Annotated in this window: 14 protein-coding genes; 10 read left to right on the top strand and 4 right to left on the bottom strand. The window is 59.0% G+C overall.

The features are described from left to right. Window positions 1–91: 91 nt before the first annotated feature. From cls to DWB85_RS16190, 4 genes are all read left to right on the top strand, one after another. Window positions 92–1,519 carry a cardiolipin synthase gene (gene cls, locus DWB85_RS16200; RefSeq protein ID WP_205422773.1) on the top strand — a complete coding sequence of 476 codons (1,428 nt, stop codon included), beginning with the start codon at window positions 92–94 and terminating at the stop codon, window positions 1,517–1,519. 213 nt (window positions 1,520–1,732) lie between these two features. After that, the gene (locus DWB85_RS19435) at window positions 1,733–1,927 is read left to right on the top strand and encodes a hypothetical protein (RefSeq protein WP_133300650.1); all 195 of its coding nucleotides are present in this window, start codon (window positions 1,733–1,735) and stop codon (window positions 1,925–1,927) included. Then, window positions 1,924–2,103 carry a hypothetical protein gene (locus DWB85_RS16195; RefSeq protein ID WP_117956642.1) on the top strand — a complete coding sequence of 60 codons (180 nt, stop codon included), beginning with the start codon at window positions 1,924–1,926 and terminating at the stop codon, window positions 2,101–2,103. The genes DWB85_RS19435 and DWB85_RS16195 overlap by 4 nt, the downstream gene beginning before the upstream one ends. A 96-nt stretch (window positions 2,104–2,199) precedes the next feature. Further along, window positions 2,200–3,030, top strand: coding sequence for an FHA domain-containing protein (locus tag DWB85_RS16190; RefSeq protein WP_117956640.1), 831 nt, complete (start codon window positions 2,200–2,202; stop codon window positions 3,028–3,030). A 3-nt stretch (window positions 3,031–3,033) separates the two neighbouring features. Here the strand turns inward: DWB85_RS16190 and purK are convergent, their stop codons facing one another. The 4 genes from purK to DWB85_RS16165 all read right to left on the bottom strand — a co-directional run bounded on the left by purK (window position 3,034) and on the right by DWB85_RS16165 (window position 6,422). Next, window positions 3,034–4,119 carry a 5-(carboxyamino)imidazole ribonucleotide synthase gene (gene purK, locus DWB85_RS16185; protein WP_117956638.1) on the bottom strand — a complete coding sequence of 362 codons (1,086 nt, stop codon included), beginning with the start codon at window positions 4,117–4,119 and terminating at the stop codon, window positions 3,034–3,036. 15 nt (window positions 4,120–4,134) lie between these two features. Then, entirely contained in the window at window positions 4,135–4,638 is a 504-nt protein-coding gene (gene purE, locus DWB85_RS16180; RefSeq protein ID WP_117956636.1) for a 5-(carboxyamino)imidazole ribonucleotide mutase, read from the bottom strand. Window positions 4,639–4,857: 219 nt separating this feature from the next. Next, the gene (locus DWB85_RS16175; protein WP_117956634.1) at window positions 4,858–5,043 is read right to left on the bottom strand and encodes a hypothetical protein; all 186 of its coding nucleotides are present in this window, start codon (window positions 5,041–5,043) and stop codon (window positions 4,858–4,860) included. 398 nt (window positions 5,044–5,441) lie between these two features. Further along, window positions 5,442–6,422, bottom strand: coding sequence for a helix-turn-helix domain-containing protein (locus tag DWB85_RS16165; protein WP_133300649.1), 981 nt, complete (start codon window positions 6,420–6,422; stop codon window positions 5,442–5,444). 405 nt (window positions 6,423–6,827) lie between these two features. Here DWB85_RS16165 and DWB85_RS16160 point away from each other — a divergent pair, with 405 nt between their 5' ends. The 6 genes from DWB85_RS16160 (at window position 6,828) to DWB85_RS16135 (ending at window position 13,938) form a co-directional block, all read left to right on the top strand. After that, complete coding sequence (locus DWB85_RS16160) at window positions 6,828–8,279, top strand: hypothetical protein (RefSeq protein WP_133300648.1); 1,452 nt, start codon at window positions 6,828–6,830, stop codon at window positions 8,277–8,279. A 26-nt stretch (window positions 8,280–8,305) separates the two neighbouring features. Next, the gene (locus DWB85_RS16155) at window positions 8,306–9,217 is read left to right on the top strand and encodes a hypothetical protein (RefSeq protein WP_133300647.1); all 912 of its coding nucleotides are present in this window, start codon (window positions 8,306–8,308) and stop codon (window positions 9,215–9,217) included. 34 nt (window positions 9,218–9,251) lie between these two features. Beyond that, window positions 9,252–10,595 carry a metal-dependent hydrolase family protein gene (locus tag DWB85_RS16150; protein WP_205422772.1) on the top strand — a complete coding sequence of 448 codons (1,344 nt, stop codon included), beginning with the start codon at window positions 9,252–9,254 and terminating at the stop codon, window positions 10,593–10,595. A 67-nt stretch (window positions 10,596–10,662) separates the two neighbouring features. Then, the gene (locus DWB85_RS16145) at window positions 10,663–12,021 is read left to right on the top strand and encodes a metal-dependent hydrolase family protein (protein WP_117956623.1); all 1,359 of its coding nucleotides are present in this window, start codon (window positions 10,663–10,665) and stop codon (window positions 12,019–12,021) included. 155 nt (window positions 12,022–12,176) lie between these two features. Next, the gene (locus DWB85_RS16140; RefSeq protein WP_239017356.1) at window positions 12,177–13,598 is read left to right on the top strand and encodes a M20/M25/M40 family metallo-hydrolase; all 1,422 of its coding nucleotides are present in this window, start codon (window positions 12,177–12,179) and stop codon (window positions 13,596–13,598) included. 10 nt (window positions 13,599–13,608) lie between these two features. After that, on the top strand, window positions 13,609–13,938 hold the full coding sequence (locus DWB85_RS16135; protein WP_133300646.1) for a hypothetical protein: 330 nt from the start codon (window positions 13,609–13,611) through the stop codon (window positions 13,936–13,938). Window positions 13,939–14,028: the final 90 nt, after the last annotated feature.

Below are 14,028 nucleotides of genomic sequence, written 5' to 3'. Positions count from 1 at the left end.
CTCCGACCCTCGGGCAAAGCAATATCAGGCAAAACTGGACGCATCGTCGGCTGGAACAGGATACTCAACGCAACAGCCAGGCAGCGAGCACATGAAATTCAGCAAGCAGCGTATGATCGGAATAGTCATCACATTCTTTTACATCACCGGTATTGTGATGGCCATGCACGCGGCACTGACTACCCGGACCTCGACAGGTGCCGTGGCCTGGACCGTGTCGCTGGTGAGCATGCCTTTTGTCGCCGTCCCTGCCTACGCCGTGTTTGGCCGCAACCGTTTTGAAGGCATGCTCGAGGCCTTCGAGGAACGGGCCGACGAGATCGATCGCCTGCTGGATGAGTACGGCCAGGACCTGGCTCCGTGGGAGCTGCCGAAGAGCGAAGTCCCCTCGTGGCAAAACGCGGTGTACCAGCTGTCTGACAATGCCCCCGTTGGAGGCAACGCGGTAGAGCTGCTGGTCGATGGCGCTGACACCTTCGACAGCATCCTCGCGGGCATCGCCGGGGCGGAGCACTACGTTCTGTTCCAGTTCTACATGATCCACGATGACGGCCTCGGCAACCGGGTCAAAAACGCGCTGGTGGAGCGGGCCCGCGCGGGGGTGCAGGTAATCGTCCTCTATGACGAGGTAGGCAGTTCCGGTCTGCCGGAGACCTACGTTCAGAGTCTGCTTACCGCCGGCGTCGAGGTCAGTTCCTTCAAGCCAACTCAGGGCTGGGGCAACCGCTTCCAGCTCAATTTCCGCAACCACCGCAAAATGGTGGTGGTTGACGGCAAAAGCGCCTGGATTGGCGGTCACAACGTGGGCGACGAGTACCTGGGGCTGGACCCGGACTTCAGCCCCTGGCGCGACACCCACGTGAAAATCGAGGGCCCCGCGGCACTGCAGGTGCAACTGGCGATACTGTCCGACTGGTACTGGGCAACGCGCAGGATCCCGGACTTGAACTGGACGCCGGCACCCGGGGGCGAACAAACGGTCATGATCCTGCCCACGGCACCCACCGGGCAACTGGAGAGAGCGAGCCTGTATTTCGTGGCCGCGCTCAATAGTGCCCAGGAGCGCATCTGGCTGTCTGCGCCCTACTTCGTCCCTGACGAGGCTGTTATGAAGGCACTGGTCCTGGCGGCCCTGCGCGGTGTTGACGTGCGCATCATTACCACCGGCAAACCGGACAGCCTGCCCGTTTACCTGGCGGCATTTCATTACATTGAAAAACTGCGCGGCCTGGGTATTCGCTTCTACGCCTACACACCCGGCTTCCTTCACGAAAAAGTCATGCTGATCGACAAGCGGGTGGCCAGCGTCGGCACCCACAATTTCGATAACCGTTCGTTCCGCCTGAATTTCGAGGTGGCCGCCATTATCGTGGACGAGCAATTCGCGACCGAGATGGCGGCGATGTTCGAACGGGACTTTGCCCACGCCGAGCCGATAGACCCGGACACCCTGGCCCAGCGTCCCCTTTGGTGGCAGCTGGGCGTGAAACTTTCGCGACTGGCCTCGCCGGTTCTCTAGGGCCGGGCGCCAGCGACCACTCCGCTTGTAGAAATTACCAGGGCTTTGCAGTTTTTACACGGCCCCGAGCCAGGCGACAGCACCTCTGCCCTCCCCGGCGCTATTTGATTTTTGCAGTGATAACAGAGGCTTGCGGCCGTATTATTGCTGTCTTCGACTGCTGGCATAGTTGTTGCTGCCAATAAGATGAGTTGTCACTACAGAGGAGGCTTTATGAGCAGCTTCGCTACCGACGTGGTCGTTGCGCAACAACCCATGTGCGAGCGCGAAACCATTGAGCGGGCGGTGCAGACTCTCGACCAGGCACTGCACGATTCAGCAGCGCCAGCACACGCCGGCGACCCACAACTGAGGCTGGCACTTAACCGCAGCGGGCAACATACAAGCAGCAGGGGGCGTCAGTCATGAGGAGTTTCGCCAGCGCCTTCTCCGCTTATCGCGCCACTGACGGGCATACTGCCCGCATCAGCAAGGGCAAGGACGGGCCATCGCTCCATGCGCGCCGCCGGGCCCTGCTGCGCGAGGGCAAAATCGCCCAGGCGGCGGCGATACGCAAAGCCCACAAACTGCAGGGCAAGCCCTGATACTGACGGCAGGCGTCGACATTCGCCGGCCATCACAATTCATCAAATCCTGGGCGGGAGATTTCAACTTTGCCGGGAATCGGCAATAATCTCCCCATGACTGGCCATTTTTTGCTCAGGAACATGAGCACCAACGAGAGCATCCCCCTGATCGCCGACTCCATTACCCTGGGGCGCAAGCGGGACTGTGAGATTGTGGTCGATTCCACTGAGGCCTCGCGCCGTCACGCCCGCATCCGGGTTGCTGGCGACCGGCTTACTATCGAGGACCTGGAGTCCACCAATGGCACGCTGGTCAACCGGCGACGCCTGCGGCAACCGGAGCAGCTGCGCGCGGGCGACATCATCGCCATTGGCCAGCAGCACTTCATGGTCGTGGCCCCGGACAGCGATTCCCACCTCACCCTCCTCGGCGGCCGCCTCGCGCCTGCCGACGCTAACTATGTCCTCGACCAGGACGATCCCAGCGCCACCGGGATGCGCATGCCCTTCCCCATGCCCCCGGGCTGGACTGCGGAAGATGTTGCCCTGGTCGGCAAACCCGCGGCGCGCGAGCCGCTGGACATCCTTGCCGAGGAAATGACCCGCCAGTCGATCGCGGGAGATCATACCGATGGCGTGTTGATGGTCGTCAGCGACCAGGGCCGCAACACGCTGTTTCCCCTGAAAGCCGGCCAGAGCGCCTGGGTAATCGGCCGCTCGGCTGGCAGCGATGTGGCCATCGACGAGGCAACCATCTCATCCAGGCACGCCCTGATTTCCCGCGACACCGGCCAATGGTTTGTCGCGGACAGTAATTCCACCAATGGCACCCGGCTGAATGGCAAACCGGTCGCCAGGGCCGCGCTGGAAGACGGCGACGAGTTGCGCCTGGGCAAGGTCAGGCTGCTGTTCATGTCGATACAGCACGCCGCCGCGCCAGGTTGAAGTCTAGGCGTTAAGCCGCTGCAGTTGCGCGCGCACCCAGTCCACCACCTCGAGGTAATTGTCGCTCAGGTGGGACTGGAGGTGGTCCAGCGCCCGGCAGAGGTACTCAATACTGCCGTCATTGATGTTGATATGGCCGACTTTCCGCCCCGGCCGCACCGCCTTGTTGTACCAGTGCAACTGGGTATCTGCGTAGCTGAGCCAGGACTCGTCGTAGTCGATGCCGATCAGGTTAATCATCACCGAGGTATTGCGCACAATGGGCCTGGGCAGCGGCAGCCGGGTAATCGCCCGCAGGTGCATCTCGAACTGGCTGATACTGGCCCCGGCCTGGGTCCAGTGGCCGCTGTTGTGCACCCGTGGCGCCAGTTCATTGACAATCAGTTTGTCACCGATACGGAAGCACTCCATCGCCATGACGCCCACATACTGAAGCTCGTTGAGGATGGCGCCCAGCATCTCCTCGGCCTGGGCCTGGAGGTGCTCGAGACGCGGCAAAGGCGAAATTGACGCCATCAAAATGCCATCGACATGCAGGTTGAGGGTCAGGGGATAAAAGACCAGCTCGCCGCTGTCGGTACGGGCGCCCACCAGTGACATTTCCTCGTCGAAGGGGCATTTCTCCTCGGCGATTGCGCTGTTTTTCCAGTCACCGGGAATCTCATCGTTCTCGCTTTGCTTCAGCCACAACTGGCCACGGCCATCGTAGCCACCGGAACGGCGCTTGAGCAGGACGGTATCCCCCAGGGCGGCAAAGCACTGCGCGGCGTCAGTGGCCGCAGCCACGTTAAGCCACTTCGCAGTGGCGACCCCCAGGGAATCAATCAGCTCTTTCTGCGTCTTGCGATCCGCGGTGCGGCCGAATACGGTGCTGTTGCGGAAATTGGGGTGGGCCTGCAAGGCCATGCCGGAGGGGGTTTGCGGCCACAGTTCGCGCTCGGCGGTAACGATGGCATCGTCACCCAGTGCTGGTGCCGCAAGATCGGGATCATCCACATTGACCGGGTGCACGTTAATACCCAGCGGCGTGCCGGCATACTTCATCATCCGGCCCAGTTGTCCGGCGCCAATCACCCAAACGTCTTTCATGGTAACTGTGGCTCTCTACTGCTCGCGTGGATCGGGATTATCAAGTACGTCCTGTGTTTGCTGCGCACGGAAGGAACCGAGCCTGTCCGCAAGCAGAGCGTCGTGCAGGGCCAGGATCTGGCAGGCCATCAGGCCGGCGTTGAAAGCACCGGCGCCTCCAATAGCCAGCGTGCCCACGGCCACGCCGCGCGGCATCTGCACGATGGACAGCAGGCTGTCCTGGCCATTCAGGGCCTTGCTCTGCACGGGCACGCCCAGCACCGGCAATGGGGTCTTGGCGGCAATCATACCGGGCAAGTGGGCGGCTCCACCGGCACCGGCGATAATCACATCGAAGCCGTTGTCCCGGGCACTGGCGGCAAAACTCATCAATTTGTCCGGGGTGCGGTGGGCCGACACCACTTCCACGTGGTAATCGACACCGAGTCGATCCATGATTCCGGCGGCCTCACTCATGGTTGGCCAATCGCTTTTTGAGCCCATGACCACGGCAACTTTCGGCTGGTTTGTGGCTGTCATTCCTTATCCTCTCTGCTGCGCCTTGCGAGCACGCAATTAACGGGCTGAAACCGGGAAAAGACCACGCCTGACGATGATGTCATCGCCCTGGACAATGCACAATTGACGAGGGATGCGGGCCGCTGGCTGCTGCCGTACAGGGCTTTCAGCGCCAGCGGCGGATTATAAACGCAGTTCAGGGGGGAAACAAAGGACCGAAATCCGGCTGATTGGCTGGCGTTAAGGGGTGTTCTTGTAAATAAGGCCTCCCTTCATGATGAGGTCGAATTTGTCTTCGTATTCGGTCATGACTGACATATCCTCCAGCGGATTACCGTCAATCAGCAGCAGGTCCGCATGCGCCCCTTGCTCGATTACACCGAGTTTACCGGGATAGGGATTGCGCCGACCGGAGAGCGCGAGCAAGCTGCCCGCCTTTGAGGTTGCCTGACGCAGGATTTCGACATTGTCGAACCACCTGGTCCGCAGCGTGAATTCCTCGTTGGCGCGTCTGCCTGGGCACCCACCTGGCGAGACTGGAAATGCGGGTCATGTTCGAGGAAATCATCCCCCGCCTGCGCCACCCGAAACTGACCGGCCCGGTGGAATACACCCGCTCGAGCCTGGTAAAGCGGCATCAAGTGCATGCCCATCACCTTCGACCCGGAAGTGAGGTCAGGCGAGGCAGCGGCCTGAGCCGGCGTTTGTGGCAAGCGGAGATTCACCACAGACTGTATCGAAGGCACGGCAGAACACGGATTTACTGTCATCGGTCTCGGTGCAAAGATCTGCAAGCGAAACCTGTCCGCCGCACACTCGCCGAGCTAATAACCCTGCTCGTGTCGACTCAGCGTCACAGAGGGTAACTCGCCAAAAAGCTGCCGATACTGCGCAGAAAAACGCCCGAGTTCGGTAAAACCATAGCTTAGCGCGGTCTGTTTGATACCACCCCGGTCATTGTCGGCGTGAAGCAGGCACGACCGCGCCCGCGTGAGTCGGCGTTTCTGGAAGTAAGCCAGAGGGGGCAGGCCACAGACACTGTTGAAGGCCTTGTACAGCGAGGTCTTGCCGACGTCCGCCGCTGCACAGAGATCAGCCAGGGAAACTGGTTTTCCCTCAGCAGCCATAAAACGTTCCTCGGCGAGGCGGACAATGTGGTTCGGGCAATGGGATCGGTCGACGCGCGAAACCGGTCGTGTCGGGGAGTGCAGGTAGGCGTCTGTCAGCAACGCATACACCTCGTTGAGGATGCTGTGTTGATTATATTCCAACGGTGCATTGCATACACTTTGGGTGATCGCTGTGAGGCGGCTTGCAACGGCCCCCACCGCCGCCTCACCCAGATACATTTCGCGATCAAGCAGTCGGATATCATCGACATCGACTCCACGCAAAGCGGCAAGCGTGTCTACAAATGGAGCGCGCGGCATTGTCACCCCCAGGATGACACGGCTCTTGGAATGCAAATGCAGGCAGTCGAGATCGCCCGGCATATAAATGGCCGACTTGTTTACCCTTTCACCGTTGAGGAAAAGATCGCCCGCCCACGACAGCGGGATAACGAACCCGATGTAGTCGGGATTCAACACATTGACGCCCGCTGACTCCACATCGATGCCCAGCCGAACAAGCCCTATATCGCCCACGGTTGCAATCTGCACATCGACCAGGTGCTCCCCCCGGCCAATCTGCACAAAGAAGGATTCCCTCACCGGCAGATTCACTTTGCCGGGATCATAGTTCGCACTTTTGTCCTTTCGACACGCCCTGATCGGGCTCTCAACGTTTGGAAGCGCGCCATTCACAGCAGCCTTGCCTCGCAGATTTCATTGGTGTGACACCACCTTCAGTGGGTAGCGCGGAAGATATGCATATATGTTCATGGTTAATGTAGCAGAAGAATGTGAAAGAATCTTGGAAATGATCTGCCAGTCCCCCCAGCGCATTCAATTCCAGCCTGCTGGCAGGCGGTACCGACTTTCCAACTCTCGGTGCGTAACCAGGTCCCTTAAGCGTGGCCGCCAGTCTCAGTGCCATGCGCCAGTAGCTCTGGGCTTTTACGCTGTAGTAAAGGAGTTAAGAGTTTCATGACCAAAGCGGGAATTTTCCAGGATTTTAGCTACAGATACGCGGCAGGTTATCGCAGCCGCCTGTGTCACCGCAGCCCGCCGGGGTTGACAATAACCGCCCCGCTGGCGGCAATAATGCTTATGCAATCTTTACCCGCCAGCAGCCAGGGCATGTCCATAGAGGAATTGCAGGCTGAGCTGCGGGCGATGCAGGTAAAAATGCAGGAAATGCAGGCTATGCAGGCCCGCATGGAGCTAATGCAGCGGGAACTGGATCTCCTGCGCGCCAGGGATGCCGGCCAGCAGGCCCAACTGGACACCCTGGTGGTGCACGGCAATGACGCGGACCACTGGGCCAAAGTGGTTAGCCCGGCTACACAGGCCGTCAATCAAGCGGATATAGACGAACTCCTGGAAGTAAATACCGAAAACATTCTCGCCAATATGCCACTGGGCGGGCTGGGTCGCGGTGAGCTCAATGACCCAGACTTTGAAAAATCCGTGCCGCTGTTCGGTTCGGACTTCAGGTTCTCGCTCGGTGGCTACGCCAAGACCGACCTGATCTTCGACTTCGATGGTGTGGGCGATCCATACCAGTTCGTACTGTCGGAAATTCCCGTCAACGACTCACCCCAGGGCGGCAGCTACAGCGAGTTGCACATCCGGGAGAGCCGCACTCACCTGGAAATCCGCAACGTCAACTCCCCCTACAAGGTCGACAAGTTCTACCTGGAGTTCGACTTCTTCGATGGCAAGGACAGCACCAATTTCCGCCTGCGCCACGCCTATATGCAATTCGGGCAGCTGCTGGCGGGGCGCACCTGGAGTATTATTACTGAGCTGCGCGCCCTGCCCCTGATCCTGGACTTCGCCGCCGGGGACGCCATCCTGGGTGGCCGCTCGGAGCAGATCAAGTGGGATGGCGACAAGATTTTCGGCGTGCTCGACTGGGCAGTCGGCCTGGAGGCCTACGACGACACCCGCATCGTAACGCCCGATAGCCTCGACGGCCAAGGACTGGCCCGGGCCGACGCCCCGCGTCTATCGGGTGGGCTCAGTTACCCCTGGGACCATGGTGTGGTCAGCGTTGGAGCCGCCCTCAATGAAGTGCGCTTCAATGGTAAACACGGCCAGGATGACGCCTCCGAGCTGGGCTGGACCGCAGTCATCGGCTCCCGCTTTTACCTGGACCCCGACAACCGGCACTTCCTGGGCTTCAACGCCGGCTATACCGACGGTACGGTGGCAGACATCATCGCCTTTGCTAATGCCGGCACGCCCAATGCCGCCCTGACTGAAGACGGCGAGCTGGAGCTGGCCACGGGCTGGAACGCCAACATCGGCCTGCACCTGGACCTTCCCGGCAAGTTTTCATCCAATTTCCACTATGCCTACACCCGGCTCGAGGACATTCCTGAACTGTTCCAGGCGGACGAAATGGCGGAAGCCTGGGCGGCTCACGCCAACCTGATTTATGACTTTGACCCGCGTTTCCGGGTTGGCCTGGAGTACATGTGGGGCGCTCAGGAAATCGTCTCCGGCGACGACGGTGAGGCGTCGCGCCTGCAGTTCAGCACGTTCTATTACTACTAACCATGGAAAATTTTAAAGGATATATTATGACTGTTTTTCGTCGGGGCTCTGGACCTAAAGTGTCACCACTTCTGGTGCTGTCTCTCTCCCTCCTGGCCTGGCCCGCATTAGGCGAGGAAGAAATGAGCGCCGATGAATTGGCGAAGGAGTTGGCTAACCCCAATACCTCTCTGGGTACCCTGAACTTTCCCATTGACTACGTCAGCTATAAGGGCGATGCGCCGGGGGCGGATGGCCATGACTCCTGGCGAATCGGGTTCCAGCCGGTACTGCCCTATAAGCTCGGCGAAGGCGTCAATTTATATGCCAGGCCATACATCCCTATACTGATTGATCAGCCGATCCCGGTTGTTGGGGGTGGCGACGTGGCTCCGACCCCCGCTGACGAGTTCGGCATTGCCGGCACTTCCGCCTTTATGGATTCCGATGTCGAGCTTGGTGATATCAGCTTTGATGTGGCTATCGGCAAAACTTTTCCCAGCAAAACCGTCTTCGTCGGCGGTGTTGTCGGCACCCTGGATACCGCTACAGACGACGCCGTCGGCCTGGGCCAATACCTGCTCGGGCCTGAGGTCATGGTAGCGCAGGTGTTCGACTGGGGCGTGCTGGGCACCCTGATAACGCACCAATGGGATGTTGCCGGCGATGATGACTTCGACACCAGCATCACTGGCGGCCAGTATTTCTACACCATCAACCTGGGCGGCGGCTGGCAGATCCAGGGTTCGCCCACCTTCAGCTACAACCATGAAGCCGCCCGCGGCGACGAAAAATGGGCGTTTCCCCTGGGTACGGGCATCGCCAAGACCACCATGATCGGCAAAACGCCCTGGAAGTTCAGCCTGCAGTATTGGCACTATATAAAACAGTCGGACGCCATTGGTCCGGACTACCAGATTCGGTTCTCATTTGCGCCAGTGGTTCCCCTGCCCTGGTAATTACTGACCTAAGGAATTCAGTGGAGATATCTTGATGACGATGAGAATACGCGCCCTTTTACTGTTGATAAGCACATTCCTCGCCTTGTTCAGTTTTTCTGTCCAGAGCGAGAGCAAAACGCCCGTCACCCTGATCACCAATGCCGACGTGTTCGATGGTGTAAACGAGAAACTCATCAAGGATACTGACGTTCTCATTGAAGGCAATCTGATCAGACAGATAGGCCGGGATATGGAGGTGCCCGCTGACGCAATCGTCATCGACGCGGCCGGCCGCACGATGATCCCCGGCCTGATAGATACGCACTGGCACATGACGATGGCGGAGATCCCCCAGACCGCCATCCTATTTGGTGATATGTCCGAGGTCGCCATTCGCGGCGCGCTTGCCTCGGAGCCGACCTTGCTGCGGGGTTTCACCACGGTTCGCAACCTGGGGGGCAATACCTTTGCCATCAAGAAGCTGATCGACGAAGGCACGCTGGTCGGTCCCCGGATTTTTCCCTCGGGTCCTGTTATGAGCCAGACCGGTGGCCACTACGATTATCGCCTGCCCTTTGAGGTGCCGGCGGAATCCACCATGAATTACTGGGGCCGGAACGGGTTCATGGTGATCGCCGACGGCGTCCCCGAAGTGCAAAAAAGGGCGCGGGAGATATTCCGCATGGGCGCCAGCCAGATCAAGTTCGCGGCGGGCGGCGGCGTGGCCTCGGTCTATGACCCGGTGGATGTCCGCCAGTACTCACTGGAGGAGATGAAGGCGATCGTGGACGTAGCGAAAAGCTACAACAGTTATGCGGCAGTGCACGTATTCACTGACGAGGCTGTGGAAATGGCCCTAGAGGCTGGCGTGATGTCCATGGACCACGGTTTCCTGATCAGCGAAAAGGTTTTGAAGAAAATGAAGGCGAAGGGAGCCTGGTTGAGCATTCAGCCGCTACTGAACGATGAGGACGCCTTTGACTTCTCCGCCAACCCGGTGGCACAGAAAAAGTGGATTGAGGTGACAGATGCGACCAACACGATCTATCCGCTGGCCAAGGAGGTTGGTGTCAATATCGCTTTTGGCACCGATCTGCTGATGGACAAGGAATTGGCGGCCAAGCAGGGCAAGTTTCTGGCGAAACTGGGTAACTGGTTCACCGGCTACGAGGCGCTGAAGATAGCCACCTCAGAAAATGCCAGGCTGCTCGCCCTATCCGGGCCGCGCAGTCCCTACCAGGCAGGCCCACTGGGTGTGCTTAAGGAAGGCGCCTATGCCGACCTTATCCTGGTTGACGGTAACCCGCTGGAGAATCTCGACCTGGTCGCTAACCCGGAGGACAATTTTGACCTGATCATGAAGGATGGTGAGGTATTCAAAAACACACTGCATTGAGCACGGGGCGCGGTGGTCGCTAGAACGAGCGAACATCCATCAAAATCACACTATGTAGGGAAATATCATGAAACAGCTATTAGCAAAAGCTGCAGTATTTTCAGCGGTCCTGGTAACCGCCATGGGCGGCTACGCGAACGCACAGGAGGGACCTTTTGGCTATGGCAATAAGCATGAGCATGTCGTCATCCGCGGCGCCCAGGTGTTCAGCGGCTGTTCAGAGCAGTTGGCTGATGCCGACGTGCTGGTGTCGGGTAATATGATCGAGCGCATTGGGCCCGATCTGGCGGCGCCTGAAGGCGCGGTCGAGATCAATGGTGAGGGCCATACCCTGATACCGGGCCTCATTGACGCGCATTGGCACGGAATGTATGCAACCGCCACCATTGTCGAAATGATGACAACCAACGAGGGCTACTGGAACCTGAAGACCTCGGTTGCGCAGCGCGACGCGCTTTATCGCGGTTTCACTACCGTCCGCGATACCGCCGGCCCCATGTTTGATATTGCCCGGGCGACCGACGAAGGACTGATCGTGGGGCCGAGACTCTTTCCTTCGGGCCCGGCCATATCACAGACCGCCGGCCACATGGATTTCCGCATGACGCGGGACGTGCCGGCCACACCGGACAAACTCCACCCTTTCGAGACCGCAGATCAGTTCTATATCGCGGACGGTGTGCCCGAGGTGCTCAAGCGCGTGCGCGAGGTACTGATGCAGGGGGCCACCCAGATCAAGCTGATGGCGGGCGGCGGCGTGACCTCGTCCTACGACCCGATTCACACCAAGCAGTTCACCAGGGAAGAACTGAAGGCTGCTGTGGAAGCGGCGGATAACTGGGGCACCTATGTGTTGACCCATGCGATCAATAACGAGGCTGTTGAGCACTCCATCGATGCCGGCGTGAAAAGCATCGAGCACGGCCATATGGCTACCCTGGAGAGCCTCAAGCGAATGAAGAAAGAAGGCGTCTGGCTCAGCATGCAGCCTTTCATGGACGATGAAGACGCGCCCGCACTGAACGAGTTTCAGAAAGAGAAATACCTGTCCGTCATTCACGGTACGGATTTTGTCTATACCAACGCGAAGAAACTGGGCGTGAAGATTGCCTTCGGTACCGACACGCTATTCAGTGCTGACCTGGCCAAACGCCAGGGCGCGCAGCTGGCGAAACTGAAGAAGTGGTTTACCCCGTTTGAAGCCCTGAAAATGGCAACTTGTGACAACGCCGATCTGCTGAAGCTGTCGGGCAAACTGACCCCCTACCCTGAAGGCCCGCTGGGGATAATCGACGAGGGCGCCTACGCCGATATGATCCTCGTGGACGGCAACCCCCTGGAGAATCTCGACCTTGTCGGAGACCCGGAGAACAAGTTCAAGCTGATAATGAAGGATGGCACGATCTACAAGAACACGATGCAATGATCACCCGCAATATGTCTTTCCTGTCCAATTCGTTTAGTAAATGAGGTTAACCCAGCATGAAATCGTTTAAACACAGTTTGTTGTATTCAGTGCCCGCTGCGCTGCTTGGCATTGGCCTGTCTGTTTCGGCATGCGCGGAGCAGGAGTTCACTTCCATGCAGTCTGAAGACGTTGACCCGGTGGTCATCGAGGTCGACATTGACGCCGCAGCAAAGCGGCTCGCGGGTGGCGTTCGCTTCCCGACCATCTCCAACGAGGACCGTGACGACTTCGACGTGAAAGCCTTCGAGGGTTTCCACGACTACCTGGAAAAGACGTTTCCCAATGTGCATAAAACACTAAAGCGGGAAGTCCTGGGCGACCCTCGCCCCTACAGCCTCCTCTACACCTGGGAAGGCAAGGACCCTTCGCTGGAGCCCGTCATCCTGATGGCACACCAGGACGTTGTGCCGATCGCGTCACCGGATGAATGGTCTTACGACCCCTTCGCGGGCACGATAGATAAGGGCTACCTCTGGGGACGCGGTTCCTGGGACGACAAGGGAATGATCTTTGCGATCCTGGAAGCGGCTGAGATGAAAATCAAGGAAGGCTTCCAGCCCACCCGTACGTACTACTTTGTCATGGGACAGGATGAAGAAGTCGGCGGTGGCGAGGGCGTCGGGCATATTGCCGACCTCCTCGAGGAGCGCGGCATGGGTGATGTCTACCTCGTGTTTGACGAGTCGGCGCCACTGGCGGAGGGCCTGTTTCCCGGCATCCCGGACAATACCGCGCTCATCGGCATCGCCCAGAAGGGTTACCTGTCCCTTGAACTGCGCGTTGATGGGGTAGGCGGCCACTCTTCGCAACCGCCCGAGACGTCCAACATCGGCATCCTGGCAGCGGCCATTACCAAGCTCGAGGCTGCGCCCTTCCCCTACAAGCTCAACGACGCCCTGCGTCACCAGTATCGCTGGCTCGGCCCGGAACTGCCCAAGGACCAGAAGGACATGTACGCCGCCGTAGCGTTTGGCAACGACGACGAAATGACCGAACTGGAGCAGCAATTCATCGAGATGATGGAAGGCCAGGAGCTCACCCGGGCCATGCTGCACACCACCACTGCCGTGACTATCATCGAAGGCGGTGTTAAGGCCAACGTGATGCCCCCGATGGCGCGCGCTGTGGTGAACTTCAGGCCCACCATCGGCGACAGCAAAGAGTACATCATGAACTACGTGCGGGACGTGATCGACGATGAGCGGATCACCATCACCGATGTATCCCAGTCGACCCCGGCAACCAAGATCGCCGACCCCCACAGCGAACAGTACGCGCTGATTGAGAAAACCCTGCGCCAGATCTACGGTAACGAGATCATCGTGGCGCCGTTCTTCGTTGTTGGCGGGGCGGACGCGAAATATTTTGCGGCCAAATCGCTGGGGGTCAACACCTATACGGTAACCCCGCTGCAGCTGGAATCAGTTGCCGACATGCCCCGACTGCACGGCGTCGATGAGCGAATCCAGCTCAAGGAGATCGGCCGTTCCATCGGGTTCTACTATCAGCTGATGACCAACCTTGAGTCGCAGTAGTCGTTAGCAAATGGCGAGGTGCGCGTTTCACTGGCGCCGCCACTCTGGACATAACGAGGGAAAATCTACGAAACAGATTTTTACAAAAGCGGCGGTGTTCTCGACGGTTCTGGTAGGCATAACCGGAGGCAGCGCCAACGCGCAGGAAGGCGCCTTCGGCTATGGAGTCAAACACGACCATGTCGGCATTCGTGGCGCCCAGGTGTTCAGCGGCTGTTCGAAGCAGTTGGCGGATGCCGACGTGCTGGTGTCGGGCAATATGATCGAGCGCGACGCGCTCTACCGCCGCTTCACGACTGTGCGCGATACCCCCCCGTGGCAGGATAGTTGTCGTGTCTGATTTTTCATTAATGTTCGGGGGGCGCTCAGGATTGAGCAATGACACGATATTCACCAGAGCGTAAAGAAGCAGTGATCAGGCGGATGATGC

It is taken from the genome of Seongchinamella sediminis, assembly GCF_003457605.1.
GTDB lineage: Bacteria > Pseudomonadota > Gammaproteobacteria > Pseudomonadales > Halieaceae > Halioglobus > Halioglobus sediminis.
Note: the sequence above shows the minus strand (reverse complement) of the source record. Positions and strands in the feature narration are given on the sequence as shown.